The sequence below is a fragment of the Rathayibacter sp. AY1E6 genome, from assembly GCF_002931115.1.
Lineage (GTDB): Bacteria > Actinomycetota > Actinomycetes > Actinomycetales > Microbacteriaceae > Rathayibacter.
On the sequence record NZ_PSVK01000012.1, the window covers coordinates 19729 to 45474 of the forward strand.

Below are 25746 nucleotides of genomic sequence, written 5' to 3' on the forward strand. Positions count from 1 at the left end.
GGCGGGAGTCAGCTCTCCTCGCCGGCCTCCGTGCCGTCGCCCTCGTCGGCGACGCGCCAGACGCCACCCTGGCGCTCGCGCTCGAGCTCCGCGCGGGCCTCGGCCTTGGCGTCCATCCGCTCGAAGTAGTCCTCGCGACGCTCGTTGCGGGTCTTGCGCCGGTTGTCCTCGAGGCGGAGGTCCGTTCCGCGGGGCGCGGTGATGAGCTCGGCCGTCGAGGTGAGGGTCGGCTCCCAGTCGAAGACAACGCCGTCGCCGGGGCCGATGACGACGGTGGAGCCGGCGACCGCTCCGGCCGAGAACAGGCCGTTCTCGACTCCGAGCTTGGCCAGGCGGTCGGCGAGGAAGCCGACGGCCTCGTCGTTCGTGAAGTCGGTCTGCGCGACCCAGCGCACGGGCTTGGTGCCCAGGACCCGGTACACGTTGCCGTACGAGCCGCCCTCGACCCGGATCTCGAAGTCCTTCTCGTCCACGGCGCGGGGGCGGATGGTGATGCGCTCCACCCGCGGCACGGCGGCGAGCTCGAGGCGGTGCTTCTCGACGATCTCGGCGAGGGCGAACGTCAGTTGGCGGAGTCCCGAGTGGCTGACCGTCGAGATCTCGAACACGCGGTAGCCGCGGCCCTCGAGGTCGGCCCGGACGAAGTCGGCCAGTTCCTGGGCCTCGGGCACGTCGACCTTGTTGAGCGCGATCAGCTGCGGGCGCTCGATCAGCGGCACCTGTCCGTCGCCGACGGGGTACGCCGCCAGCTCGCCGAGGATGATGTCGAGGTCGGTCAGCGGGTCGCGGCCGGGCTCGAGCGTGGCGCAGTCGAGCACGTGGACGAGCGCGGTGCAGCGCTCGACATGGCGGAGGAACTCCAGGCCCAGGCCCTTGCCCTCGCTCGCGCCCTCGATGAGACCGGGCACGTCGGCGACGGTGAACCGCGACTCCCCCGCCTGCACGACGCCGAGGTTGGGCGCGAGGGTCGTGAACGGGTAGTCCGCGATCTTCGGCTTGGCCGCCGAGATCGCCGCGACGAGGCTCGACTTGCCCGCCGAGGGGAACCCGACGAGCGCGACGTCCGCGACGGTCTTCAGCTCGAGGACGACGTCGCCCTCCCAGCCCGGCGTGCCGAGCAGCGCGAAGCCGGGCGCCTTGCGCTTCGTGGTGGCGAGCGAGGCGTTGCCGAGCCCGCCCTGCCCGCCCGGAGCGATGACGAACCGGAGGCCCGGCTCGTCCATGTCGATCAACTCGTCGCCGTCGGGCGACTTGACGACCGTGCCGACCGGGACGGGGAGCTCCATGAGCTCGCCGTTCCCGCCCGCGCGGTGGTCGCCCATGCCGGGACCGCCGTTCTCGGAGCTGCGGTGCGGGTGGCGGTGGTAGGCGAGCAGCGTCGTCGTCTGCGGGTCGGCGACGAGGACGATGTCGCCCCCGTGCCCGCCGTTGCCGCCGTCGGGGCCGGCGAGCGGCTTGAACTTCTCGCGACGGACGGAGACGCAGCCGTTGCCGCCGTGGCCGGCACGCAGATGCAGCGTGACGTTGTCGACGAAGGTGACCATGGTGTGAATCCGTCCGTGAGTGCGTGCGGCGCCGGGATGCCGGCGCCGGGGGGCTGTGCCCCGGTAAACGCGCAAGGGGCGAGCCGAAGCCCGCCCCTTGCGTCCTGTGCCTGTGCGGCCGAGGAGGTCGACCCTACTGGGCGGCCGCCACGATGTTGACGACCTTGCGGCCGCCCTTGCTGCCGAACTCGACAGCGCCCGCCGAGAGGGCGAACAGGGTGTCGTCGCCACCGCGTCCGACGTTCGCGCCGGGGTGGAAGTGCGTGCCGCGCTGGCGGACGATGATCTCGCCCGCGTTCACGACCTGGCCGCCGAAGCGCTTGACGCCGAGACGCTGCGCGTTCGAGTCGCGACCGTTGCGAGTGGAGCTCGCGCCCTTCTTGTGTGCCATTTCTCATCTCCTCGAGACCGGGGGGCCGCAGCCCCGTGCTGTTGCCCTGCAGGGCGATGGCTCGCTCCGCAGGTCAGCTCAATTCCTTTGCAGGACTACTTGATGCCAGTGACCTTGACGCGCGTGAGGTCCTGACGGTGCCCCTGGCGCTTCTTGTAACCGGTCTTGTTCTTGAACTTCTGGATGATGATCTTCGGACCACGGAGGTCCTCGAGCACCTCGGCGGTGACGGTGACGCCCGCGAGGGTCGCCGCGTCCGAGGTGATCGACTCACCGTCGACGAGCAGCACGGCAGGAAGCTGCACGGTGCCGTTCTCGTCGGCCTTGACGCGGTCCATCGTCACGATGGTGCCGACCTCGACCTTCTCCTGCCGACCGCCGGCGCGCACAACTGCGTAAACCACTTCTCGTACCTGTTTCTCGTCTGGACGGAGCGGAGGCCTCGTCCGGGGCTTGTAGGGACGGGGCTGAGCCCCGGTCTTCCGGTTCGTACCCGTCTCCTCACGACACGAGGGAACCGGCACCGCGGCCCGCGCCCCGTGAGGGGCGGAGCGACAACGGAAATCTGCGTGAGCACATGGATCGCGCCACACCAACGGTCAAGAGTACGGGATCCGCGCTCCACGGTCAAACTCACACGACTGCGAACCCGTGTCCACCCGACCGGCGACCCCGTCACGATAGTCGAGGAGGAGGCGCGTGGACGGACGGCGCGCCGCCTACGATCGGGGAATGGCCATCCTCGTCGACGCCGCGCGCTGGCCGGCGCACGGCCGGCTGTGGGCGCACCTCGTGAGCGACGTCTCGCTCGAGGAGCTCCACGACTTCGCGCGCCGTCTCGGCGTGCCCGAGCGCGGCTTCGACCTGGACCACTACGACGTGCCCGAGGAGCGGATCGACGAGCTCGTCGCCGCGGGCGCGGTCCCCGTCGGCGCGCGGGAGCTGGTCGAGCGGCTGAGGCGGAGCGGGCTCCGCGTCCGCGGGCGCGACCGGGACGCCGAGAGGGCCCGGCGCCGGCTCTCGCCGGGCACCGGGCCCTCCTGACACCGGGTCGCGCTACTGGTCGGCGCGGCGCGGGGTCTGCTCGGGGATGACCGCGACTCCGGTGAGCGCGGCCGTCGTGACGCGCCGGCTCTTCGCACGGCCCTGGCCGGGCTGCTTCGGGGCCGGCAGAGCGTCGAGCACGGAGTCGAGCAGGTGCTCGGCGACCTCGCTGCGGACGCGGCGCGGAGGCGTGACCGGCGCGATCGGGATGTCGAGGATCGGCGCGGCAGCGGCCGGCTCGATCTCCTTCTCGACCGGGGTCTCGACGGGAGCCGACTCGACGGCCGCCGTCTCGGCGGCCTCATGGCGCGGCTCGCGGTCGCGGCTGCGACGACGGCGCTCGCCCCGGGCGGGACGCTCGCCGCGACGACTCGGCTCGGACGGCTGCTCCTCGGGTGCCGTGGCGGACTCCTCCGGCGCCTGGGCCTCGACGGTCTCGGCGGCGTCCTCGACCAGCGCGGCCGCCTCCTCCGCCGCCTGGCGCACGGCCTGGGGGTGGATGGTGCTGGCGGCGATCTGCGCGAGCGCGTTCTTCGCGTCGTCCGTGATGGCGTGGGTGCTGATCGGCTTGGTCGCCGGCGCGCCCTGCCCGTTCTGCCCGCCGTTCGAGCGCCCGGAGGCGGCGGGCTGCTGCTCGCCGCCCTTGCCCCGGCGGCGCTGCTCCTGCTGCGGAGCGGCGGTCGACCGGTGCTTGAGCACGGGGTCGTGGTGGACGATGACGCCGCGCCCGGCGCAGATCTCGCAGTTCTCGCTGAAGGTCTCGAGCAGGCCCAGGCCCAGCTTCTTGCGGGTCATCTGCACGAGGCCGAGCGAGGTGACCTCGGCGACCTGGTGCTTCGTCCGGTCGCGGCTCAGGCACTCGACCAGGCGGCGGAGCACGAGGTCGCGGTTGGACTCGAGCACCATGTCGATGAAGTCGACGACGATGATGCCGCCGATGTCGCGCAGGCGCAGCTGGCGGACGATCTCCTCGGCCGCCTCCAGGTTGTTCTTCGTGACCGTCTCCTCGAGGTTCCCGCCCGAGCCGACGAACTTGCCGGTGTTGACGTCGACCACCGTCATCGCCTCGGTGCGGTCGATCACGAGCGAGCCGCCGCTTGGCAGCCACACCTTGCGCTCCAGCGCCTTCTCGATCTGCTCCGTGATGCGGAACTCGTCGAACGCGTCCTTGTCACCCGTGTAGACCTCGACGCGCTCGAGCAGATCGGGTGCGACCTGGCTGAGGTAGAGCTCGATGGTCTCGCGGGCGTCGTCGCCGGCGATGACCATCTTCTCGAAGTCCTCGTTGAAGACGTCGCGGACGATCTTGATCAGCAGGTCCGGCTCGCTGTGCAGGAGAGCGGGAGCCTGCCCGCTCGCGGCCTTCGCGCTGAGAGCCGTCCACTGCGCGGTCAGGCGCTCGACGTCGACGGTCAGCTGCTCCTCCGTGGCGCCCTCGGCCGCGGTCCGGACGATGACGCCCACGTTCTCGGGCAGCACCTCCTTGAGGATCTTCTTCAGGCGGGCGCGCTCGGTGTCCGGGAGCTTCCGCGAGATGCCGTTCATCGAACCGTTGGGCACGTAGACGAGGTAGCGGCCGGGGAGCGAGATCTGGCTCGTGAGACGGGCGCCCTTGTGGCCGACGGGGTCCTTCGTGACCTGGACGAGGACCCGGTCGCCGGGCTTGAGCGCGAGCTCGATCCGGCGGGGGCCGCCGGCGTTGTTCGCGGCGTCCCAGTCGACCTCGCCGGAGTAGAGCACGGCGTTGCGCCCGCGTCCGATGTCGACGAAGGCGGCCTCCATGCTCGGGAGGACGTTCTGCACGCGGCCGAGGTAGACGTTGCCGATGAGCGACGCCTCCTGCGAGCGGGCGACGTAGTGCTCGGCGAGGACGCCGTCCTCGAGCACGCCGATGCGGATGCTGTCCTCCTTCGAGCGGACGACCATGACGCGGTCGACGGCCTCCCGGCGGGCGAGGAACTCGGACTCGGTGACGACCGTGCGGCGCCGGCCGGCGTCGCGGCCGTCGCGGCGGCGCTGCTTCTTGGCCTCGAGGCGGGTCGAGCCCTTGATGCGCTGCGGCTCGGTGATGAGCTCGGGCTCGCGGGCCTCGCGCTGCTCGCGCGGCTGGCGGACCCGGACGACGGTGTTCTCGGGGTCGTCGGAGCCGGACCTCTCGCTCTCGCCGCTGCGGCGGCGCGAGCGGCGGCGGACGGAGCCCTGCTCCTCGGCCGGGCTCTCGCGCTCCTCCTGGACGCCCAGGGGCGCACCGCGGGGAGGCAGCGGAGCCAGCTCGACGTAGTCGGGCAGGACCGGCGCCTGGAACAGCAGCGACGGGCTCGGCAGTGCGGGCCGTCGCGGCTCCTCCTGCTCGGCGCCCGGAGTCTGCGGGAGGGCGTTGAAGAACACCGCGCCCGTCGACGTCGACGGCTCGGCCGCCTCCGCGGCGCTCCCGGTCTCGGGCAGCTCGGTGCCCTCGGCTCCGGTCTGGTCGGTCTCGTTGCTGTCGATGATCGTCTCCCCTGTCGCTGGCGCGCTCGACTCGGTCCGCCGGGTCGCCCGGCGGCCACCGAAGAGGCGGCTGATCTTCCTGGCCCCGCTGCGGGGCTCGTCGCGGTCCCGATCGGATCCGCTCGTACTGTTGTCTTCCACCATTCCTGGTGCACTCCTCGGCCGGGTCGTCCGCCGCGTCGTCTTCCCGGATGCTTCTCTCGTGCGAGGGGCCTCGGCCCGCCGCGAATCCTTCCGCTCCCCCGGTCCCGTCGCGCTCGTGGCGCGGGACTCCGGTTGCAGCTGCACACTCGGAACTGACTATCCGACACGCGCTCCCCCGCGGTGCGACCTGCGGTCGACTCCCGGCGGAGCGGAGATCCGGCGCGTCCATTCGCGGAACGCTGTCGATCTCCTGTGGCCCGGTACTCGCCCGGTAAACCTTCTTCGCGTCGATGCGGGGTCCCCCGGACCGACGGCTCCGATTATCGCACGCATTCCCAGAGGCGCCGATCCGGCGCGTGCCATAATCCCCCGGTGTCCAGCGATCCCGGGGTGCGCGACGCCCCCACCCAGCAGCGCCCCGTCCTCTTCGCCGTCCTGCTGATCGTCCTCGGCGTGATCGGCTGGACCGCCGCCTTCGCCCTCACGAACGACAAGTTCGCCGCTCTCGAGAACCCCGATGCGGGCCTCGGCTGCGACTTCAGCCTGCTCGTGCAGTGCAGTGCGAACCTGAACTCGGCGCAGGGCGCGGTCTTCGGCTTCCCGAACCCTCTCATCGGCCTGGCGGCCTGGATCGCGCCGATCGTGGTGGGGCTGGGCCTGCTCGCGGGCGCCCGGTTCGACCGGTGGTTCTGGGCGTCCTTCAACGTCGGCTTCCTGCTGGCCCTGGTGTTCGTGGGCTGGCTCATCGCGACGAGCGTCTTCGCGCTCGGAACGCTCTGCCCCTGGTGCATGCTCACCTGGGCCGTCGTCATCCCGGGCTTCTGGCTGGTGACGCTCCGCAACCTCCGTGAGGGCGTGTTCCCCTTCCCCGCCGGGGTGCGCCGCTTCGCCGGTGCCGCCTACGGCTGGGTCCCGTTCATCACGCTGCTCTGCTACCTGCTGATCGCGGTGATCGCGCAGGTGAGGCTGAACGTGCTCGCCTACCTCTGACGGACGTCGTCAGAGGCAGGCGGCCGAGCGGCTCAGGCGAACCAGAGGCCGAGCTCGCGCGCGGCCGACTCCTCGGAGTCGGACCCGTGCACGAGATTCTGCTGGACCTTGAGGCCCCAGTCGCGGCCGAGGTCGCCGCGGATGGTGCCGGGAGCGGCCGTGGTCGGGTCGGTGGTGCCGGCGAGGGCGCGGAAGCCCTCGATCACACGGTCGCCCGCGATGCGCAGGGCGACGATCGGGCCGCTCTCCATGAACTCGACGAGCGGCTCGTAGAAGGGCTTGCCCTCGTGCTCGGCGTAGTGGGCGGCGAGCAGCTCGCGGTCGGCCTCGACGAGCTTCACGTCGACGAGGGAGTAGCCCTTCGCCTCGATGCGGCGGAGGATCTCGCCGGTGAGGTTGCGGGCGACGCCGTCGGGCTTGACGAGGACGAGGGTCTCCTGAGTGGCCATGGTTCAGCGGTCTCCTTCGGTGGGGTCGGTGGGCTCCGCCGCCCGGCGCGTCTGAGCGTCGAGGCGGGTGCCGGTCACCATGCAGTACGTCCACAGCGCCACGAAGGCGGCGCCGATCACGTACATGATCGGGACCAGCAGGCCCGAGGCCACGATAACGAACTGCAGCACCCAGCCGATGCGGAAGCCGACCGGCCGGTTCAGCAGGCCCAGAGTGGCGACGAGCGCGAGGCAGACCACCGCTCCCCCGACCAGCACGACCACGGGGTCGGCCGCCTTCAGCCCGAAGGCGACGAGGGTGGCGAGGAAGACGATGACCGTCTCGAAGCCGAGCACGATCGAGCCGAGGCTCTCCCGGACGGTCCGCGAGCGCCGCGGGCGTCCGGCCCTCACGCGCCCAGCCAGTTCTCGTCGCGGGCCGCAGTGATCGTGCGGCCGACGAGGGTGATCGAGCCCGTGACCAGCAGAGCGCCCTTGTCGGTGCGCGCCGCGAGGACGCGGCCGGCCGTGAGAGCACCCAGCGGGTCGTCGGCGACGCGGACCGCCTCCTCCGGGAACACGGTGCGGGCGAGCGCGGCGAGCTCCTCGGCGGGCATCGCCCGATCGCTCGGCGCCGTGGTCACGATCAGCTCGTCCACCACGGGGCGGAGCTCCCGGAGGATCCCCTCGGCGTCCTTCTCGGCCAGCACGCCGAGGACGGCCGTCACGCGGTCGAAGTCGAAGTAGCGGCCGAGAGCGGCGGCGAGGGACGCGGCACCGTGCGGGTTGTGCGCCGCGTCGACGACGGTGCGCGGAGCGAGTCCGACGAGCTGCAGGCGGCCCGGGGAGGTCGCGGCGGCGAAGCCCTCGTCGAGGACGTCGCCGGTGAGCTCCTGCGTCCCGCCTCCCAGGAAGGTCTCGACCGCGGCGACGGCCACGGCGGCGTTCTCGGCCTGGTGGTCGCCGAAGAACGGCAGCAGCAGCTGCTCGTACGTGGTGACGAGTCCCCGGACGGTGACGACCTGGCCGCCGACGGCGACGGTCGTCGACTCGACGTCGAACTCCGCCCCCTCGACGACGATCGTCGACTCGGTGGCCTCGGCCGCGTGCCGCAGCACCGCCTCCGCCTCCGGGACCTGCCTCGCGGAGACCACCGAGGCGAGCGGCTTGACGATGCCCGACTTGGTGCGCGCGATCTCCTCGATCGTCGAGCCGAGGCGGTCGGTGTGGTCGAGGGCGATCGGCGTGAAGACGGCGACCTGCGCGTCGGCGACGTTCGTCGAGTCCCACTCGCCGCCCATCCCCACCTCGACGACGGCCACATCGACCGGCGCGTCGGCGAAGGCCGCGTAGGCCAGGACGGTGATCGCCTCGAAGAAGGACAGCGGCGCCTCGCCCTGCTCGGCCAGCTCGGCGTCGGTCATCCGCAGGTACGGCTCGACGTCCTGCCAGCTGTCGGCGAGGCTCCGGTCCGAGATCGGCTCTCCGTCGATGACGATGCGCTCGTTGAAGCGCTCGAGGTGCGGACTGGTGAACAGGCCCACCCGCAGCCCGTGGGCCCGCAGCAGGCTCTCGATCATCCGGCTGGTCGAGGTCTTGCCGTTGGTTCCGGCGATCTGGATCACCGGGTAGGCGCGCTGCGGGTCGCCGAGGATCTCGACGGCGCGCCGGGTCGGAGCGAGGCGCGGGCGGACGCTCGCCTCGCCCAGGCGCTCCAGCAGCGCGGCGTAGACGGCGTCGGCGGCCGCGCGGTCGGCGTCGTCCGGCTCGAACGGATCAGACATCGGCGGCCTCGACCTTCTCGACGCGGATGATGGCGGTGCCCGCGGGGCCGACGGCGATCGCGCCCTCGCCGCCCTCGAGAGCCGTGGTGAGCGGAGTGAACGCGCATCCGGTCGCGAGGGTCTCCTCCGCGATCCAGAGCGCGTGCGGCTCGAGCGCCTGCAGGCTCGGCTCGTCGAGCACGACCTCCAGGACGATCCGGTCGCTGACCTCGAACCCGGCCGCCTTGCGGGCGTCCTGCACCGCGCGGATGAGGTCGCGGGCGAGCCCCTCCGCTTCGAGCTCGGGGGTGGTCGCCGTGTCGAGGAGCACGAAGCCCCCGCGCGGGAGCAGGGCGATGGCGCGGTCGTCGCCGGCCGAGCCGCCGACCTCGAGCGTGAGCTCGTACTCGCCCTCGACCAGCTCGACGCCGCCGGCGGTGACGACGCCGTCCGTCTCGCTCCAGTCGCCGGCCTTGGCGGCCCTGATCACGGTCTGCACGCCCTTGCCGAGCCGGGGCCCGGCGGCGCGCGCGTTGACCGCGAGACGGGAGGTGACGCCGTAGTCGGCGGCGCTGGAGTCGACCAGCGGCACCAGCGACACCTCCTTCACGTTCAGCTCGTCGCGGAGGATCGCCTCGAACGGCGCGAGCTCGGCGGCGTCGGCGACCACCACGGTCAGGCGCGCGAGCGGCAGGCGGACGCGGAGCCCGGCCTGCTTGCGGAGGGAGAGCGCGGTAGACGAGATGCCGCGGACCGCGTCCATCGCGTGCACGAGCGCCGGGTCGGCGGGGAACTCGTCCGCCTCCGGCCAGTCGGTGAGGTGGACGCTGCGGCCGCCGGTCAGGCCCTGCCAGATCTGCTCCGTGACGAGAGGCAGGAGCGGTGCGGCGACGCGGCACACGGTCTCGAGGACCGTGTAGAGCGTGTCGAACGCCTCCGATCCGCGGCCGTCCTCGTCGACGCCCTGCCAGAAGCGGTCGCGGGAGCGGCGCACGTACCAGTTCGTCAGCACGTCGCTGAAGTCGCGGAGCGCGGCGGCCGCGAGTGTGGAGTCCAGCGCCTCGAGCCGGCCGGTCACGGTCTCGACCAGATCGCGGGTCTTGGCCAGCAGGTAGCGGTCGAGGACGTCCTCGGAGCCGGTGCGCCTGGTCGCCTCGTAGCCGCCGCCCGCCGAGGCGTTGGCGTAGAGCGAGAAGAAGTACCAGGTGCTCCACAGCGGCAGCAGCACCTGGCGGACGCCCTCGCGGATGCCCTCCTCCGTCACGACGAGGTTGCCGCCCCGGAGGACCGGGCTCGACATCAGGAACCAGCGCATGGCGTCGGAGCCGTCGCGGTCGAAGACCTCGGCCACGTCCGGGTAGTTGCGCAGCGACTTGGACATCTTCTGCCCGTCGTTGCCCAACACGATGCCGTGGCTGACCACGTTGCGGAACGCCGGGCGGTCGAAGAGCGCGGTGGAGAGCACGTGCAGCGTGTAGAACCAGCCGCGTGTCTGCCCGATGTACTCGACGATGAAGTCCGCCGGGTTGTGGGTGTCGAACCAGTCCGCGTTCTCGAACGGGTAGTGCACCTGGGCGAAGGGCATCGATCCGGAGTCGAACCAGACGTCGAGGACGTCGCTGATCCGGCGCATCGTCGAGCGCCCGGTCGGGTCGTCGGGGTTCGGGCGGGTCAGCTCGTCGATGAACGGCCGGTGCAGGTCGTCCGGGCGCACGCCGAAGTCGCGCTCCAGCTCGTCCAGCGAGCCGTAGACGTCGATCCGCGGGTACTCCGGGTCGTCGCTCTTCCACACCGGGATCGGCGAGCCGAAGTAGCGGTTGCGGCTGATGGACCAGTCGCGCGCGCCCGAGAGCCACTTGCCGAACTGGCCGTCCTTGACGTTCTCGGGGACCCAGGTGATCTCCTGGTTGAGCTCCTCCATGCGGTCGCGGATCGCGGTGACGCGGACGAACCAGCTCGAGACCGCCTTGTAGATCAGCGGATTGCGGCAGCGCCAGCAGTGCGGGTACGAGTGCTCGTAGCTCGCCTGGCGGAGCAGCCGGTGGTCCGCGCGCAGGAGCTGCGTGAGGGGCTTGTTCGCGTCGAAGACCTGGAGGCCGGCGACCTCGCTGATCTGCGGCAGGAAGCGGCCGCCGTCGTCGACCGAGATGATGACGGGGATGCCCGCCGCCTCGCAGACCTTCTGGTCGTCCTCGCCGTAGGCGGGCGCCTGGTGCACGATGCCGGTGCCCTCGCTGGTGGTCACGTAGTCGGCGACGAGGATGCGCCAGGCGTTCTGCGTGCCCCAGGCCTCGGTGTCCGCGTAGTGGTCCCAGAGGCGGTCGTAGCTGATCCCCTCGAGCTCGGAGCCGCGATGGGTGCGCGAGACGGCGGCCAGGGCCGACTCCGCGTCCGGATAGCCGAGGTCCTTCGCGTAGGCGCCGACCTGGTCGATGGCGAGCAGGTACTCGGCCGAGAGCTCGCGCTCCTCGGGCTCGCCCCTCCCGTCGGCCGCGCCGTTCGGGCCGGCGGGGACGACCGCGTACTCGATGTCGGGCCCGACGGCGAGCGCGAGGTTCGTCGGCAGCGTCCACGGCGTCGTCGTCCACGCGAGAGCGCGGACCGCCGTCAGCTGGAGCGCCTCCGCCGTCTCGCCGACCAGCGGGAAGGTGACGGTGACCGTCTGGTCCTGGCGCATCTTGTAGACGTCGTCGTCCATCCGCAGCTCGTGGTTCGAGAGCGGCGTCTGGTCGCGCCAGCAGTACGGCAGCACGCGGTGGCCCTCGTAGGCGAGGCCCTTGTCGTAGAGCTGCTTGAACGCCCAGATCACCGACTCCATGAAGGTGGGGTCGAGCGTCTTGTAGTCGTCGTCGAAGTCGACCCAGCGCGCCTGGCGGGTGACGTAGTCCTGCCACTCCCCGGTGTAGCGCAGCACCGACTCCTTCGCGGCGGCGTTGAAGGCCGCGACGCCCATCTCCTCGATCTGGGACTTGTCGGTGATGCCGAGCTGCCGCTCCGCCTCGAGCTCGGCGGGCAGGCCGTGGGTGTCCCAGCCGAAGCGGCGGTGCACCTGCCGTCCGCGCATCGTCTCGAAGCGGGGGAAGACGTCCTTGGCGTAGCCGGTGAGGAGGTGCCCGTAGTGCGGCAGGCCGTTGGCGAAGGGCGGGCCGTCGTAGAAGACCCACTCCGGCGCTCCCTCGCGCTGCCGGATCGACTCCTGGAAGGTGTCGTCCGCCTTCCAGTACGCGAGCACGCGCTCCTCGATCTCGGGGAAGCGCGGCGACGGGGACACGCCCCGGCCGAACGCGGAGCCCTCGGCGGGCTCGGCTCCGTGCGGGGTGGGCGGGGTCAGGGGGTAGGTCACGTGCGGTCTCCTGGCAGTGCTGCTGGTCTGCACGAGGACGGCCCGCCCGGATCTCAGACCCCGGGCCGGGTCGCGGTACCACCTCGCTTGGACCGGTCGGGCGGTCGCTCCCGGAGGAGTGCCCGCTGACGCGTTCCCACTCGATCGGCTGTCACGGGCCGCACCCGTCCGGGTCTACTGGGCGCAGGCCGGAGCCGGCGCCGTTCTTCCGAAGACTCACCGGTGATGGCCGGGTCGAAGTCGTCCGGCGCTATCCTAGCGCGTCGGGGGAAGCGGAGCAGGAGCGGTTCATGGTGCGAGGAGTGCAGCGCGGACGGCCCCGCGCGTCGTCGCGCTCCATGCTGGAGGACGCCGCTCTGGACCTCTTCGTCGAGCAGAGCTACGCGGGCACGACGATCGAGCAGATCGCCCAGCGCGCGGGCGTCTCGCGCAACACCTTCTTCAACTACTTCGAGTCCAAGAGCGACGTCTTCTGGGTCCTGGTCGACGACCGGCTGGCAGAGCTCCCGGAGGCGCTGGCCGAGACGGCGGCAGAGGCGCCGGTGATGGACGCGCTCGGCGACGCGCTGCTCGCGATCGGCTCCGGCTTCGGACCCGCGACGGTGCCGTGGGTGCTCACCCAGTCCGACATGATCGGCAGCGTCCACGAGCTGCAGGCGTCGGCCCTCGGCCGCCTCGCCCGGCAGGCGGCCGTCATCGCCCGCTTCGTGGAGGAGCGGAGCGCGCGCCCGCTGCCCTCGCACCTCTCGCGCGCCATCGCCTACGCGAGCGTCGGAGCCGCGGTGGCGGCCGTGCAGGCGTGGGCCGCGGCGGGCCCCACCCGCGGCGAGCTCGTGCCCTATCTCGACGAGGCGCTCGCGCCCGTCCGCGCCGGCTTCACCCCCGTCGTCGACTGACCCGGCTCCCGCCGCTCCGGTAGAATCGTCGCGGCCGGCGGGCGACTCGCCCCGGAGCCCCCATCCAGGCACCATCACCACCGACACGGTGCCGCCCATAGCGAACCGGAGCATCATGACCCTCGCCGACCGCCTCCCCGCGAAGCCCGCCCTCGAGGGTCTGGAGGGCACGTGGGGCCTCCGCTGGCAGACCGACGGGACCTACCGGTTCGACCGCACCGGCCTCACCCGCGCCGACGTCTACTCGATCGACACCCCGCCGCCCACCGCGTCCGGGTCGCTGCACATCGGGCACGTCTTCTCCTACACGCACACCGACGTCGTCGCGCGGTTCCAGCGGATGCGCGGCAAGAGCGTCTTCTACCCGATGGGCTGGGACGACAACGGCCTGCCCACCGAGCGCCGCGTGCAGAACTACTACGGTGTGCGCTGCGACCCGACGCTCCCCTACGAGCCCGGCTTCACGCCTCCGTTCGAGGGCGGCGACAACAAGAGCAGCAAGGCCGCCGACCAGAAGCCGATCTCGCGCCGCAACTTCGTCGAGCTGTGCGAGCGCCTCACCGTCGAGGACGAGAAGCAGTTCGAGGACGTCTGGCGGGCCCTCGGCCTGTCCGTCGACTGGTCGCAGAGCTACCGGACCATCGGCGACGAGTCGCAGGCCGCCTCGCAGCGCGCCTTCCTCCGCAACCTCGCCCGCGGCGAGGCCTACCAGGCGCAGGCCCCGACGCTCTGGGACATCACCTTCCGGACCGCCGTCGCCCAGGCGGAGCTCGAGGACAAGGACCAGCCCGGCGCCTACCACCGCCTCGGCTTCCACCGCGACGGCGGCGAGGACGTCTTCATCGAGACGACCCGTCCCGAGCTGCTGCCCGCCTGCGTCGCCCTCGTCGCGCACCCCGACGACGAGCGCTACCAGGCGCTGTTCGGCACCACCGTCCGCACGCCGCTCTTCGACGTCGAGGTCCCGGTGCTCGCGCACCACCTCGCGCAGAAGGACAAGGGCTCGGGCATCGCGATGATCTGCACCTTCGGCGACATCACGGACGTGGTCTGGTGGCGCGAGCTCGACCTGCCCAACCGTGCGATCATCGGCTTCGACGGCCGCCTGATCTCGGAGGCTCCCGCCGCGATCACGAGCGACGCGGGCCGCGCCGCCTATGAGCAGCTCGCCGGCAAGACCGTCTTCTCCGCGAAGCAGGCCGTCGTGGCGCTGCTGAAGGAGTCCGGCGAGATGGTCGGCGACCCGCGCCCCATCACCCACCAGGTCAAGTTCTTCGAGAAGGGCGACAAGCCGCTCGAGATCGTGTCGACCCGCCAGTGGTACATCGGCAACGGCGCTCGCGACGCGGTGCTCAAGGAGCGCCTGCTGGAGCTCGGCCGCGACGTGCGCTTCGTGCCGGAGTTCATGCGCGTCCGCTACGAGAACTGGGTGAACGGCCTCTCCGGCGACTGGCTGATCTCGCGCCAGCGCTTCTTCGGCGTGCCGATCCCGGTGTGGTACCCGCTCGACGGCGACGGCAACCCCGTCTTCGACTCCCCGATCGTGCCGGACGAGGCGGCGCTGCCGGTGGATCCCTCCAGCGACCCGGCCCCCGGCTACACGGAGGACCAGCGCGGAGCGGCGGGCGGCTTCCAGGGCGAGCTCGACGTGATGGACACCTGGGCGACCTCCTCGCTGACCCCGCAGCTCGCGGGCGGCTGGGAGCGGGACGACGAGCTCTGGCAGCTGGTCGCTCCCTACGACCTGCGCCCGCAGGGCCAGGACATCATCCGCACCTGGCTCTTCTCGACCCTCCTGCGCTCGCAGCTCGAGGACGGCCGCGCCCCGTGGAGCACGGCGACCGTCTCCGGCTTCATCGTCGACCCCGACCGCAAGAAGATGTCGAAGTCGAAGGGCAACGTGGTCACTCCCGCCGCGATGCTCGAGCAGCACGGCTCGGACGCGGTCCGCTACTGGGCCGCCTCCTCGCGCCTGGGTACCGACGCGGCCTTCGACCCGCAGAACCCGACGCAGATCAAGATCGGCCGCCGACTGGCGATCAAGATCCTCAACGCGGCGAAGTTCATCCACGGCTTCCCTCTCGCCGAGGGCGCCGAGGTCACCGACCCTCTCGACCTCAGCATGCTGGCCACCCTCGACACCGTGGTCGCCGACGCGACGACGGCGCTCGAGAACTACGACCACGCCCGCGCTCTCGAGACGACGGAGGCGTTCTTCTGGACGTTCTGCGACGACTACCTGGAGCTGGTGAAGGAGCGCGCGTACAGCGAGGACGGCGCGTCCGCCGCGGCCGCCCTGCACCGGGCGCTCGACGTCCTCCAGCGCCTGTTCGCGCCGTTCCTGCCGTTCGCGACGGAGGAGACCTGGTCGTGGTCGCACGACGACTCGGTGCACCTGCGCCCCTGGCCGGCCGTCGAGGGCCTGGGCGGCGACCCCGCCGTCCTGGCCGCGGCGAGCTCTGTCCTCACGGCCATCCGGCGCGCGAAGACCGATGCGAAGGCCTCGCAGAAGACGCCGGCCCGCTCCGCCCTGGTGACGGCGCCCGCCGAGCTCGTCGCGTCTCTCCGACTCGCCGCGGGAGACCTCGCGGCCGTCGGCAGGATCGCGACGCTCGACTTCGCCGAGGGCGACGCCCTCGCGGTCGGCATCGAGCTCGAGACCGAGGCGTAGCGCCGCTCCCGGGAGGCGGGAACCGTCCCGCCTCCCTCCCCACCGTCGAGAGGACCCCTCCCATGCAGCTCGGAACCCGCTGGTCGGTCGGCCAGGTGCCGCCGCAGACCCTCCCCGAGATCGTCGTCACCGCCATCGGCGACGTCGAGGGCGAGCTCACCGCGGCCGGCACGGCGACCGCCGACTGGCGCTGGACGCTCACCTGGCTCGAGGGCAGGCCCGTCCTCGAACTCGACGACGGCACGACGATCACCTACCGTCCCGAGGAGGACGCGGCCTACATCACGCAGCCGCAGGGCCGCGTGGAGGGCGAGGACGACGACGACTGGGGCTGACGCCCCTTCGCGGCGCGTTCGCCGAGCCCGGTGAGCGCGCGTCCTGCGATCCTGAGCCGGAGCCCTCTCCCCCGCTCGAGCTCTAGGCTCGCAGGATGAGCGCTCCCGATCCCGTCGCCGTCCTGCTCGAGCCGAGCGGACTCCCCCACGGGCTCCCCGACTTCGCCGCCGTCGACCCCGAGGCCTACCGCCCGGCGTTCCTTGAGGCCCTCCGCCGGCACCGCGCCGAGATCGACGCGATCGCCGGCGCCTCCGAGCCGCCGACCGTCGAGAACACCCTCGTCGCCCTCGAGCGGGCGGGGCGCGAGCTGCGCCGGGTGAGCGCCGTCTTCTTCACCGTCGCCGCCTCCGACCGCACTCCGCTCACCGACGCTCTGGAGGCCGAGCTCGCTCCGCTGCTCTCGGCCCACAGCGATGCGATCAGCCTCGACCCGCGCCTGTTCGCCCGGCTCCGCACCCTCGCCGAGCAGTCGTCGGAGCTCGACCTCGACGCGGAGACGGCCTACCTCCTCGAGCGGAGGATCACCGGGTTCGAGCGCTCCGGTGCGCTCCTCGACGACGTGGGGAAGGCACGGCTCGGCGAGCTGAACGAGCAGCTCTCGACCCTGACCACGCGCTTCGAGAAGGACCTGCTCGCCGAGTCGAACGACCGGGCTGTCCTTCTCGAGGACGTCGCCGGCCTCGACGGGCTCGACGAGTCCGACGTCTCGGCCGCCGCGCGCGCCGCCGCCGACCGCGGTGTCGACGGCTGGCTGATCACCCTGCCCCTCTACTCCGGCCACCCCTGGCTCGCGCGTCTGCGCGACCGCGGCGTCCGCGAGCGCGTCCTGCGCGCCTCTGTCGGCCGCGGTGCGGAAGGCGGGCCGCACGACACCACCGCGACCCTGCAGCAGATCGTCGCGCTGCGGGCCGAGCGCGCAGCTCTGCTGGGCGCGGCCTCGCATGCCGAGTTCGTGATCTCGGGCCAGACCGCGGGCTCGCCGGAGCGCGTCCTGTCGCTGCTGCGCGAGCTCGCCGCTCCCGCCGCCCGGAACGCGAGGATCGAGCTCGAGCGGATGCAGGCCTCCGCCGACGCCGAGCAGGACGCCGCCGGAGCGCCGCGCTTCACGATCGAGGCGTGGGATCGCGCCTACTACGAGGAGCGCGTGCGGTCGGAGAGCTACTCCGTCGACTCCAGCGCACTGCGTCCCTTCTTCGAGCTGGAGCGGGTGCTCCGGCACGGCGTGTTCGCCGCCGCCACCGGTCTCTACGGCGTCCGCTTCTCGGAGCGGAGCGACCTGGCCGGCTACAGCGAGCACGTCCGCGTGTTCGAGGTGCACGAGGAGGACGGGACGCCGCTGGGCCTGTTCCTGCTCGATCCCTTCACCCGCGACTCGAAGCGCGGCGGGGCGTGGATGAACTCCCTGTCCAGCCGCACCTCGCTGCTCGGCGACTCCGCCGTCGTCGTGAACAACCTGAACCTGTCGGCTCCGGGCCCGGGTGAGCCCGCCCTTCTCAGCCTCGACGAGGTGGAGACGCTCTTCCACGAGTTCGGGCACGCCCTGCACGGCCTGTTCGCGAGCACGCGGTACCCGCGCTTCGCCGGTACCGCGGTGTTCCGGGACTTCGTCGAGTTCCCGAGCCAGGTGAACGAGACGTGGGTGCGCCGCCCCGGGCTCCTCGCCGAGTATGCCCGCCACGTCGAGACCGGCGAAGCCCTGCCCGCGGGGACCGTCGAGCGCCTCGAGGCGTCCGCGCTGTGGGGCGAGGGCTTCGCGACGAGCGAGTACCTGGCGTCCGCCCTGCTCGACCTCGCCTGGCACTCCCTGCCGGCCCCGGTCGAGCCGCGCGACGCGGCCGCCTTCGAGCGCGACGTGCTCGACGGCGCGGGCCTCCTCCTTCCTGTCGTGCCGCCCCGCTACCGCAGCACGTACTTCGCGCACGTCTTCTCCGGCGGCTACTCCGCGGGCTACTACTCCTACATCTGGAGCGAGATCCTCGACGCGGACACGGTCGAGTGGTTCGAGGAGAACGGCGGCCTCGACCGCTCGGCGGGCGAGCGCTTCCGCCGCGGGGTGCTCGAGCTCGGCGGCTCCCGCGATCCGCTCGACGCGTACCGCGCGTTCCGCGGGCGGGATGCGCGGACCGAGCCGCTGCTCGCGCGCCGCGGCCTCCTCTAGCGGCGCCGGGGGACGAGCCAGGCGAGGAGGACGAGTCCCACGACCAGGCCCCAGAACGCCGATCCGATCCCCGCGATGGTCGTGCCGGAGGCGGTGACCAGGAGCGTCGCCGCCGCCGGCAGCCGCAGCCGCGCGTCCTCCACAGCGGCCTGCACCGCCGACACGAACACCCCCAGCAGCGCCAGACCGGCGACCGCCTCGATCAGCAGCGGGCTCGCGGAGGACACCAGCGCGGCGGCCGCTCCGGCGAACACGCCCAGCACGAGGTAGGAGGCGCCCGCCGAGACCGAGGCGACCCAGCGCTGCTCCGGCCGCGGCGAGGCCTCGGGACCCGCGGTCAGCGCGGCGCTGAGCGCGGCGTAGTTGATCGGCACGCCGCCGAAGATCGCCGAGACCCCGGAGAGAGCACCGGTCGAGACGATCCCGGGACGCGAGTGGGCCGCGAAGCCGAAGCTCGTCAGCACCGCGATGCCCGGGATGTTCTGCCCGGCCATGGTGACCACGTAGAGCGGCAGGCCGATCCCGACCATCGCTCCGATCTCGAACACCGGAGCGACGAACTGCGGCACGGGGAGCAGCGGCGCACCGGCGAGTGCCGCGCCGTCCGTCACGATCAGCAGCACGATCGCCAGGGCGATCGCGGCCGGCACCGCCCAGCGGGGCAGGAGCCGCAGGAGCAGCAGCCAGAGCAGGATCACCGGCAGCGCGAGCGCGGGGATCTCGACCGCCGCGCGCACCGGCGCCAGGACGAGCGGGAACAGGATGCCCGCGAGCATGGCGTTCGCGAGCGGCCGCGGGATGCGCGCGACGAGCCTCCCGAGCGCCGGCCACAGCCCGGTGACCACCAGCAGAGCGGAGGCGACCAGGAACGCCCCGACCGCGCGGTCGAAACCACCGGGGAGCGTCGCGGTCGCGGCCAGCAGGGCGGCTCCCGGCGTGCTCCAGGCGAAGGTCATCGGCACGCGGTAGCGGATGCTCAGCACGATGCAGAGGACCCCCTGCAGCACGCAGACGGCGAGGAGGCCCGAGGCTGCCTGCACGTCGGTGGCGCCCACCGCGACCACCCCGGCGAGCACGATCGCGAACGAGCTCGAGAAGCCGGTCAGGGCGGCGACGATCCCGGCGAGCAGCGGCTGGACGATGGCGGAGCCTCCCGGAGGATCGACCGGCACCGAGGCGACCGGACGCGCCGTCGGCGCGCTCCGCCAGGTTAGGGAAGCAGGAGCGCCTCGCCCGACGATCCGCCGGGCCAATCGCGGTGAACTGGCAGAGCGGGGCGGGGAGCGACTAGGCGCTCTTCTCCTGGCGACGGGGAGCGTGGGGCACGATCGTCGGGGCCGCGTTGTCGAGCACCGCGGCGCGGGTGACGACGACGCGCGCCACCTCGTCCGAGGAGGGCACCTCGAACATGATCGGGCCGAGCACCTCCTCGAGGATCGCGCGCAGTCCGCGAGCTCCGGTCTGGCGGAGGACCGCCAGGTCCGCGATGGCCTCGAGAGCGCCCCGGTCGAACTCGAGCTCGACGCCGTCGATCTCGAACATCCGCTGGTACTGCTTCACGAGCGCGTTGCGCGGCTCGGTGAGGATCTGCATGAGCGCGACCTGGTCCAGCTGCGTGACCGTCGTGACGACGGGGAGGCGCCCGATGAACTCGGGGATCAGCCCGAACTTGTGCAGGTCCTCCGGGAGGACCTCGCTGAAGATGTTGATCTCGTCTTCCTTGTTGTGCAGCGGGGCGCCGAAGCCGATGCCGCGCTTGCCCGCCCGCGACGAGATGATGTCCTCGAGTCCGGCGAAGGCGCCGGCGACGATGAAGAGGACGTTCGTCGTGTCGATCTGGATGAACTCCTGGTGCGGGTGCTTCCGCCCGCCCTGCGGGGGCACGGAGGCCACGGTGCCCTCGAGGATCTTGAGCAGCGCCTGCTGCACTCCCTCGCCCGAGACGTCGCGCGTGATCGAGGGGTTCTCGGCCTTCCGCGCGATCTTGTCGACCTCGTCGATGTAGATGATGCCGGTCTCGGCACGCTTGACGTCGTAGTCGGCGGCCTGGATGAGCTTGAGGAGGATGTTCTCGACGTCCTCGCCGACGTAGCCCGCCTCGGTGAGGGCCGTGGCGTCCGCGACGGCGAAGGGCACGTTGAGGCGCTTCGCGAGGGTCTGGGCGAGGTAGGTCTTCCCGCAGCCCGTGGGGCCGATGAGCAGGATGTTGCTCTTGGCGATCTCGACCTCGTCGTGGATCGCGTCGGCGGCGGTGATGGTGTTGCGGGCCCGCACGCGCTTGTAGTGGTTGTACACGGCGACGGCGAGGGCCTTCTTGGCCTGCTCCTGCCCGATCACGTACTCCTCGAGGAAGCCGAAGATCTCCTTCGGCTTCGGGAGGTCGAACTCGTGGCTCGTCTCCTCGCTCGACTCGGAGAGGCGCTCCTCGATGATCTCGTTGCAGAGCTCGACGCACTCGTCGCAGATGTAGACGCCCGGTCCCGCGATGAGCTGCTGGACCTGCTTCTGGCTCTTGCCGCAGAAGGAGCACTTCAGCAGGTCGGCGCTTTCGCCAATACGTGCCACGGGGATGCCCCACTTCCTTGTCGTGCGTCTGTCGTGCGTCGGTCGGTCGTGCAACGGAGCCCGGAGCTCCGGCCGGTGCGAGCGGGACGAGCCCCCTGACACTGCTACGAGCCTAGCCGCTGAGCCGCGAGGGCTCGGCAGGCGGGCCGGATTCGCCGTGCCTTGCGCCTCGTGTGGCGCTTTGCTACGGCGACGGAGGACGCAGAGAGGGGCCGGGCGGCGGATCGCTCCGCCACCCGGCCCCTCCTGGACGCCCTACGCCGTGAGAGCCGGGAGGCTCTTGCGGCTGGTGAGCACCTGGTCGATCAGCCCGTACTCGAGCGCGTCGCTCGCGCCGAGGATCTTGTCGCGGTCGATGTCCTTCTTGACCTGCTCGATCGAGCGGTTCGAGTGGTGCGACAGCGTCTCCTCGAGCCACTCGCGCATGCGCATGATCTCGGCGGCCTGGATCTCGATGTCCGAGGCCTGGCCCCCGCCCTGCTGCACGGCGGGCTGGTGGATGAGGATGCGCGCGTTCGGCAGCGCGAGGCGCTTGCCCGGCGTTCCCGCGGCGGTGAGCACGGCGGCGGCCGAGGCGGCCTGGCCGAGCACGACCGTCTGGATGTGCGGGCGGATGTACTGCATCGTGTCGTAGATCGCCGTCATCGCGGTGAAGGATCCACCGGGCGAGTTGATGTACATGACGATGTCGCGGTCCGGGTCCTGGCTCTCGAGCACGAGGAGCTGGGCCATGATGTCGTCCGCGGAGGCGTCGTCGACCTGGACGCCGAGGAAGATGATGCGGTCCTCGAAGAGCTTGGCGTACGGGTCCTGGCGCTTGTAGCCGTAGGCCGTGCGCTCCTCGAACGTGGGGAGGATGTAGCGCGAGGACGGTGCGGCTCCGGAGCCGAACGCCGTTCCGCCGAAGGTGGGTGTGGTCATTGTCTGTTCCTGATCTCTCGGCGCGTTCGCTGGACTACTCGTCGATGGCGGTTCCGCCACCGCCGGCCACGTCGGTCGCCGACGAGCGGATGTGGTCGACGAAGCCGTAGGCGAGGGCCTCCTCGGCGCTGAACCAGCGGTCGCGGTCGCCGTCCTCGTTGACCTGCTCGACGGTCTTGCCGGTCGCCTTGGCGGTGATCTCGGCGAGGCGCTTCTTCATGTCGAGGATGAGCTGCGCCTGGGTCTGGATGTCGGAGGCCGTGCCGCCGAAGCCGCCGTGCGGCTGGTGGAGGAGCACCCGCGCGTTCGGGGTGATGTAGCGCTTGCCCTGGGTTCCGGCGGTGAGGAGCAGCTGGCCCATGGAGGCCGCCATCCCGATGCCCACGGTCACGATGTCGTTCGGGACGAACTGCATCGTGTCGTAGATCGCCATGCCCGCGGTGATGGAGCCGCCGGGCGAGTTGATGTAGAGGTAGATGTCCCGCTCGGAGTCCTCGGCTGCCAGGAGCAGGAGCTTCGCGGCGATCTCGTTCGCGTTCTCGTCGCGCACCTCGGAACCGAGCCAGATGATCCGGTCCTTGAGCAGGCGGTCGAAAACACTGTTGGGCATAACCATGTCGGCCATGTATTGCTCCGTTTCAGTTGTCGCTTCGGAGCGAATCTATCGGACGCCGCCAGGCCGATCCGGCCGTGTTCGCCCGGGGCGGAGCGGGAGTCGCCCGTGTTCGCCCGGGGCGGACCGGAGCCCCCCAAACGAGAGGAGCCGCCCTCCGACGGATCGGGGGGCGGCTCCTGACGTGCTCGCGGCGACTACTCCGCGGCCGGGGTCTCCTCGGCGGGAGCGGCGGCCTTCTTCTTGGCCGGCGCGCGCTTCTTCTTGGGGGCTGGGGCGGGCTCCTCCTCGGCAGCGGGCTCCTCGGCGACGGGCTCCGCGGGGACCTCGGCGTCGGCGGCGGCCTGAGCCTCCTCCACGACCTCGGTCTCGTCCGAGGCGACGGCCTCGTCGGAGGCCTCGACGGCCTCGTCGTCACCGGGGACCGCGGTGAACGCGGTCAGGTCGACGGCGTTGCCCTCGGTGTCGGTGACCTTCGCCTTGCCGAGGACGATCGCGAGCGCCTTGTTGCGGGCGACCTCGCCGACCATCTGGCCGATCTGGTTGTTCTCGGACAGGATCTTGATGAACTCGTTCGGCTCCATGCCGTACTGCGCCGCACCCTGGATGAGGTACTGCGTGAGCTCGTCCTGGCTGACCTGGACCTTCTCCTGCTCGACGACGTGGTCGAGGAGGATCTGCGTCTTGAAGGTCTTCTCGCTGGCCTCCTTGACCTCGGCGCGGTGCTCGGCGTCCTCGAGGCGGTTCTCGCCCTCGAGGTGGCGGTGCACCTCGTCCTCGACGAGACCGGCGGGCACGGGGACCTCGACGAGGGCGAGCAGCGCCTCGACGAGCTTCTCGCGGGCCTCGCCGCCCTGGCCGAAGGTCTTCTGCTGAGCGGCCTGCTCCTTGAGCGACTCGCGCAGCTCGGCGATGGTGTCGAACTCGCTGGCGATCTGCGCGAAGTCGTCGTCGGCCTCGGGGAGCTCGCGCTCCTTGACGGCGGTGAGCGCGACGGCGATCTCGGCCTGCTCGCCGGCGTGGTCGCCGCCGAGCAGCGGAGCGGTGAACGTGGTGCTCTCGCCCGCGGTGAGCGAGTCGAGCGCCTCGTCGATGCCCTCGATCAGCTCGCCCGAGCCGAGCTCGTACGAGATGGCGTTGGCGGTGTCGACCTCGACGCCGTCGATGGAGGCGACCAGGTCGATCTGCGCGAAGTCGCCGGTCTTCGCCGGGCGGTCCACGGTGACCAGGGTGCCGAAGCGGCTGCGGAGCTTGTCCAGCTCGGCGTCGACGTCGGCGTCGGTGACCTCGGCCGCCTCGACGGTGAGCTCGATGCCGTCGTAGTCCGGGACGGTGATCTCGGGGCGCACGTCGACCTCGATGGCGAGCTCGAGGTCGCCGGTGAAGTCCTTGTCGCTCGGCCAGGCGACGATGTCGGCCTGCGGGCGGCCCAGGGGGCGGACCTCGGTCTCGCGGACGGCCTCGCGGTAGAAGCCGTCGAGGCCCTCGTTGACCGCGTGCTCGAGCACCGCGGCCTTGCCGACGCGCTGGTCGACGATGGCGGGCGGGACCTTGCCCTTGCGGAAGCCGGGGACGTTGATCTGCTCGGCGATGTGGCCGTAGGCGTGCGTGATGCTGGGGCCGAGCTCGTCCGGGGTGACCGAAATCGCGAGCTTCACGCGGGTCGGGCTCAGCTGTTCTACCGTGGTCTTCACGTGAGGGGATCTCCTGTGCTGGTTGGTGTCGGCGCCGGATGACGGTCGTCACGGGTCGATGTCGTCACGATGAGTACTCGTGGTCGGGGCGACAGGATTCGAACCTGCGACCTCCCGCTCCCAAAGCGGGCGCTCTAGCCAAGCTGAGCTACGCCCCGGATGCGCGGGCCTGGGCACCGTGCGTGAGACTCTCGTCGAGCCGTCCCCGCACGTGCGCTTGCGCGACACGCCGAAATGGCCTCCGCAAGTGTACTGCACCGCGGCAGCGGCGACCGGAACCGCGCGGCGGAGGACGACCGGGGTGTCCACGGTGCTCGTGCGATGTACTACGCTGTCCTGGTGCCCGGTCGAGAGACCCGGTCGCACCGGTTCGCGGTCGTCAGGCCGCCGATCCGGGGCTGTAGCTTAGTGGTAAAGCCTCTGTCTTCCAAACAGATGATGCGAGTTCGATTCTCGTCAGCCCCTCTCCTCTCGAAGAGCCCCGGATGTCCGGGGCTCTTCGTCGTTCCGAGGCGTTCCGGGCGTGCTCAGCCGACCGCGCCGCGGTGCTCCTCCGTCAGGGCGAGGTACGAGGCGGCGTTCCGGCGGATGCCCTCGCGCTCCTCCTCCGTCAGCTCCCGCCGGACCCTCCCGGGGACGCCCGCCACGAGCGAGCCCGGCGGGACGACCGTCCCCTCGAGGACGACGGCGCCCGCGGCGATCAGCGAGCCGGTGCCGATGACGGCCCCGTTCAGGACGGTCGCGCTCATGCCGACCAGCACGTCGTCCTCGAGGGTGCAGCCGTGCAGCACAGCGTTGTGCCCGACCGAGACTCCGGCGCCGATGACCGCGTCGTAGTCGGCGTCGACGTGGACGACGACGCCGTCCTGGAGGTTGCTGCCGGCGCCGAGCTCGATCCGCGCGTGCTCGGCGCGCAGGACGGCGCCGTACCAGACGCTCGCCCGCTCCCCCAGGCGCACGGAGCCGATCACGGTGGCGCCCGGAGCGACCCACGCGGTGTCGGCGATCTCCGGGGCGCGTCCCCCGGTCAGGGCGAGGACGCGGGCGCCCTCCGCAGGACTCGACGGCATCGGGTTCTCCTCTTCTCCGGTGGTCAGCGCCCGGCGCGCAGGAAGGCGAGGACCGCCAGCACCCGCCGGTGGTCGGAGCCCGAGTCCTCGAGCCCGAGCTTCTGGAAGATCGCGGTCACGTTCTTCTCCACGGCGCCCACGCCGACGGAGAGAGCGGAGGCGATGCCCGCGTTCGTGCGCCCCTGGGCCATCTGCTCCAGCACCTCCCGCTCCCGCGGGGTCAGCGAGGCGAGCGGGTCGCGGTTGCGCTGCAGGAGCGAGGCGACGACCTGCGGGTCGAGGACTGTTCCGCCCGCTGCGACGCGCTCGACGGCGTCGCGCAGCTCCTCCACGGAGGCGACCCGGTCCTTCAAGAGGTAGCCGAGTCCGCCGTCGCCGGAGCCGAGCAGCTCCTGCGCGTAGGTGACCTCGACGTACTGGCTGAGCAGCAGAACCGACACCTGCGGGTAGCGCCGGCGGATCTCCAGCGCCGCGCGGACGCCCTCGTCGCGGAAGGTCGGCGGCATCCGGACGTCGAGCACGGCGACGTCGACCCCGGCCGGGTCCCGCGCCAGATCGGCGAGCAGGGCGTCCGCGTCCCCGAAGGCGCCGACGGAGGCGAACCCCGCGTCCTCGAAGAGGCGGACCAGGCCCTCGCGCAGGAGGACCGAGTCCTCGGCGATGGCGACGCGGATCACGGGCACGC

At 71.6% G+C, this 25746-nt stretch carries 21 protein-coding genes and 2 tRNA genes; 7 read left to right on the forward strand and 16 right to left on the reverse strand.

The window, feature by feature from the left end:
* Positions 1-8: 8 nt before the first annotated feature.
* From obgE to rplU, 3 genes are all read right to left on the reverse strand, one after another.
* Positions 9-1544, reverse strand: coding sequence for a GTPase ObgE (gene obgE, locus C5C46_RS10915; protein ID WP_104226717.1), 1536 nt, complete (start codon positions 1542-1544; stop codon positions 9-11).
* A gap of 133 nt (positions 1545-1677) precedes the next feature.
* Positions 1678-1935, reverse strand: a complete 258-nt coding sequence (gene rpmA / locus C5C46_RS10920) for a 50S ribosomal protein L27 (RefSeq protein WP_068209107.1) — start codon at positions 1933-1935, stop codon at positions 1678-1680.
* Positions 1936-2030: 95 nt separating this feature from the next.
* Positions 2031-2339, reverse strand: coding sequence for a 50S ribosomal protein L21 (gene rplU / locus C5C46_RS10925; RefSeq protein ID WP_104223682.1), 309 nt, complete (start codon positions 2337-2339; stop codon positions 2031-2033).
* Positions 2340-2667: 328 nt separating this feature from the next.
* Between rplU and C5C46_RS10930 the strand changes: the two genes are divergently transcribed.
* Positions 2668-2979 carry a DUF4031 domain-containing protein gene (locus tag C5C46_RS10930; RefSeq protein WP_104226718.1) on the forward strand — a complete coding sequence of 104 codons (312 nt, stop codon included), beginning with the start codon at positions 2668-2670 and terminating at the stop codon, positions 2977-2979.
* A gap of 12 nt (positions 2980-2991) precedes the next feature.
* Here the strand turns inward: C5C46_RS10930 and C5C46_RS10935 are convergent, their stop codons facing one another.
* The gene (locus tag C5C46_RS10935) at positions 2992-5613 is read right to left on the reverse strand and encodes an Rne/Rng family ribonuclease (protein ID WP_104226719.1); all 2622 of its coding nucleotides are present in this window, start codon (positions 5611-5613) and stop codon (positions 2992-2994) included.
* Positions 5614-5985: 372 nt separating this feature from the next.
* Between C5C46_RS10935 and C5C46_RS10940 the strand changes: the two genes are divergently transcribed.
* Positions 5986-6603, forward strand: a complete 618-nt coding sequence (locus tag C5C46_RS10940) for a vitamin K epoxide reductase family protein (protein ID WP_258059442.1) — start codon at positions 5986-5988, stop codon at positions 6601-6603.
* Positions 6604-6635: 32 nt separating this feature from the next.
* On the opposite strand, the gene ndk is transcribed toward C5C46_RS10940, so the two are convergent.
* From ndk to ileS, 4 genes are read right to left on the reverse strand one after another with little or no spacing between them, the layout of a single operon-like run.
* Entirely contained in the window at positions 6636-7052 is a 417-nt protein-coding gene (gene ndk, locus C5C46_RS10945; protein WP_104223686.1) for a nucleoside-diphosphate kinase, read from the reverse strand.
* 3 nt (positions 7053-7055) lie between these two features.
* Entirely contained in the window at positions 7056-7445 is a 390-nt protein-coding gene (locus tag C5C46_RS10950; protein WP_258059444.1) for a DUF4233 domain-containing protein, read from the reverse strand.
* Positions 7442-8815: a folylpolyglutamate synthase/dihydrofolate synthase family protein gene (locus C5C46_RS10955; protein WP_104226721.1), complete on the reverse strand. Its 1374-nt coding sequence runs from the start codon at positions 8813-8815 to the stop codon at positions 7442-7444. The genes C5C46_RS10950 and C5C46_RS10955 overlap by 4 nt, the downstream gene beginning before the upstream one ends.
* Positions 8808-12137 carry an isoleucine--tRNA ligase gene (gene ileS, locus C5C46_RS10960; RefSeq protein WP_374953114.1) on the reverse strand — a complete coding sequence of 1110 codons (3330 nt, stop codon included), beginning with the start codon at positions 12135-12137 and terminating at the stop codon, positions 8808-8810. The genes C5C46_RS10955 and ileS overlap by 8 nt, the downstream gene beginning before the upstream one ends.
* Positions 12138-12427: 290 nt before the next feature.
* Here ileS and C5C46_RS10965 point away from each other — a divergent pair, with 290 nt between their 5' ends.
* The 4 genes from C5C46_RS10965 (at position 12428) to C5C46_RS10980 (ending at position 18198) form a co-directional block, all read left to right on the forward strand.
* Positions 12428-13033, forward strand: a complete 606-nt coding sequence (locus C5C46_RS10965; protein ID WP_104226722.1) for a TetR/AcrR family transcriptional regulator — start codon at positions 12428-12430, stop codon at positions 13031-13033.
* A gap of 115 nt (positions 13034-13148) precedes the next feature.
* Entirely contained in the window at positions 13149-15704 is a 2556-nt protein-coding gene (gene valS / locus C5C46_RS10970) for a valine--tRNA ligase (RefSeq protein ID WP_104226723.1), read from the forward strand.
* A gap of 62 nt (positions 15705-15766) precedes the next feature.
* Positions 15767-16039, forward strand: coding sequence for a hypothetical protein (locus C5C46_RS10975; protein ID WP_104226724.1), 273 nt, complete (start codon positions 15767-15769; stop codon positions 16037-16039).
* A 95-nt stretch (positions 16040-16134) separates the two neighbouring features.
* Positions 16135-18198 (forward strand): M3 family metallopeptidase, encoded by a 2064-nt coding sequence (locus C5C46_RS10980; protein ID WP_104226725.1) that lies wholly within the window; start codon positions 16135-16137, stop codon positions 18196-18198.
* Here C5C46_RS10980 and C5C46_RS10985 read toward each other — a convergent pair.
* From C5C46_RS10985 to C5C46_RS11010, 6 genes are all read right to left on the reverse strand, one after another.
* Positions 18195-19370 (reverse strand): benzoate/H(+) symporter BenE family transporter, encoded by a 1176-nt coding sequence (locus C5C46_RS10985; protein ID WP_104226726.1) that lies wholly within the window; start codon positions 19368-19370, stop codon positions 18195-18197. The genes C5C46_RS10980 and C5C46_RS10985 overlap by 4 nt on opposite strands.
* Positions 19371-19485: 115 nt before the next feature.
* Positions 19486-20763, reverse strand: a complete 1278-nt coding sequence (gene clpX, locus C5C46_RS10990; RefSeq protein ID WP_104223693.1) for an ATP-dependent Clp protease ATP-binding subunit ClpX — start codon at positions 20761-20763, stop codon at positions 19486-19488.
* Positions 20764-21018: 255 nt separating this feature from the next.
* Entirely contained in the window at positions 21019-21684 is a 666-nt protein-coding gene (locus C5C46_RS10995; RefSeq protein WP_068253282.1) for an ATP-dependent Clp protease proteolytic subunit, read from the reverse strand.
* 34 nt (positions 21685-21718) lie between these two features.
* Positions 21719-22309, reverse strand: a complete 591-nt coding sequence (locus C5C46_RS11000) for an ATP-dependent Clp protease proteolytic subunit (protein WP_097165884.1) — start codon at positions 22307-22309, stop codon at positions 21719-21721.
* 185 nt (positions 22310-22494) lie between these two features.
* A complete protein-coding gene (tig, locus tag C5C46_RS11005; RefSeq protein WP_104226727.1) occupies positions 22495-23991 on the reverse strand; it encodes a trigger factor in 1497 nt (498 codons plus the stop codon).
* Between the two features lie 80 nt (positions 23992-24071).
* Positions 24072-24149, reverse strand: a tRNA-Pro gene (locus C5C46_RS11010).
* 236 nt (positions 24150-24385) lie between these two features.
* On the opposite strand from C5C46_RS11010, the gene C5C46_RS11015 reads away from it, so the two are divergent.
* Positions 24386-24456, forward strand: a tRNA-Gly gene (locus C5C46_RS11015).
* Positions 24457-24518: 62 nt separating this feature from the next.
* On the opposite strand, the gene C5C46_RS11020 is transcribed toward C5C46_RS11015, so the two are convergent.
* Positions 24519-25061, reverse strand: a complete 543-nt coding sequence (locus C5C46_RS11020) for a gamma carbonic anhydrase family protein (protein ID WP_104226728.1) — start codon at positions 25059-25061, stop codon at positions 24519-24521.
* A gap of 23 nt (positions 25062-25084) precedes the next feature.
* On the reverse strand, positions 25085-25744 hold the full coding sequence (locus C5C46_RS11025) for a response regulator transcription factor (RefSeq protein ID WP_104226729.1): 660 nt from the start codon (positions 25742-25744) through the stop codon (positions 25085-25087).
* Positions 25745-25746 lie beyond the last annotated feature (2 nt).

Excerpts from the sequence above, each read along its gene's own strand:
- obgE (WP_104226717.1), bottom strand. The coding sequence starts at position 1,544 with ATGGTCACCTTCGTCGACAACGTCACGCTGCATCTGCGTGCCGGCCAC.
- rpmA (WP_068209107.1), bottom strand. The coding sequence starts at position 1,935 with ATGGCACACAAGAAGGGCGCGAGCTCCACTCGCAACGGTCGCGACTCG.
- C5C46_RS10930 (WP_104226718.1), top strand. The coding sequence starts at position 2,668 with ATGGCCATCCTCGTCGACGCCGCGCGCTGGCCGGCGCACGGCCGGCTG.
- C5C46_RS10935 (WP_104226719.1), bottom strand. The coding sequence starts at position 5,613 with ATGGTGGAAGACAACAGTACGAGCGGATCCGATCGGGACCGCGACGAG.
- ndk (WP_104223686.1), bottom strand. The coding sequence starts at position 7,052 with ATGGCCACTCAGGAGACCCTCGTCCTCGTCAAGCCCGACGGCGTCGCC.
- C5C46_RS10955 (WP_104226721.1), bottom strand. The coding sequence starts at position 8,815 with ATGTCTGATCCGTTCGAGCCGGACGACGCCGACCGCGCGGCCGCCGAC.
- C5C46_RS10965 (WP_104226722.1), top strand. The coding sequence starts at position 12,428 with ATGGTGCGAGGAGTGCAGCGCGGACGGCCCCGCGCGTCGTCGCGCTCC.
- valS (WP_104226723.1), top strand. The coding sequence starts at position 13,149 with ATGACCCTCGCCGACCGCCTCCCCGCGAAGCCCGCCCTCGAGGGTCTG.
- C5C46_RS10975 (WP_104226724.1), top strand. The coding sequence starts at position 15,767 with ATGCAGCTCGGAACCCGCTGGTCGGTCGGCCAGGTGCCGCCGCAGACC.
- C5C46_RS10980 (WP_104226725.1), top strand. The coding sequence starts at position 16,135 with ATGAGCGCTCCCGATCCCGTCGCCGTCCTGCTCGAGCCGAGCGGACTC.
- C5C46_RS10995 (WP_068253282.1), bottom strand. The coding sequence starts at position 21,684 with ATGACCACACCCACCTTCGGCGGAACGGCGTTCGGCTCCGGAGCCGCA.
- C5C46_RS11000 (WP_097165884.1), bottom strand. The coding sequence starts at position 22,309 with ATGGCCGACATGGTTATGCCCAACAGTGTTTTCGACCGCCTGCTCAAG.
- C5C46_RS11020 (WP_104226728.1), bottom strand. The coding sequence starts at position 25,061 with ATGCCGTCGAGTCCTGCGGAGGGCGCCCGCGTCCTCGCCCTGACCGGG.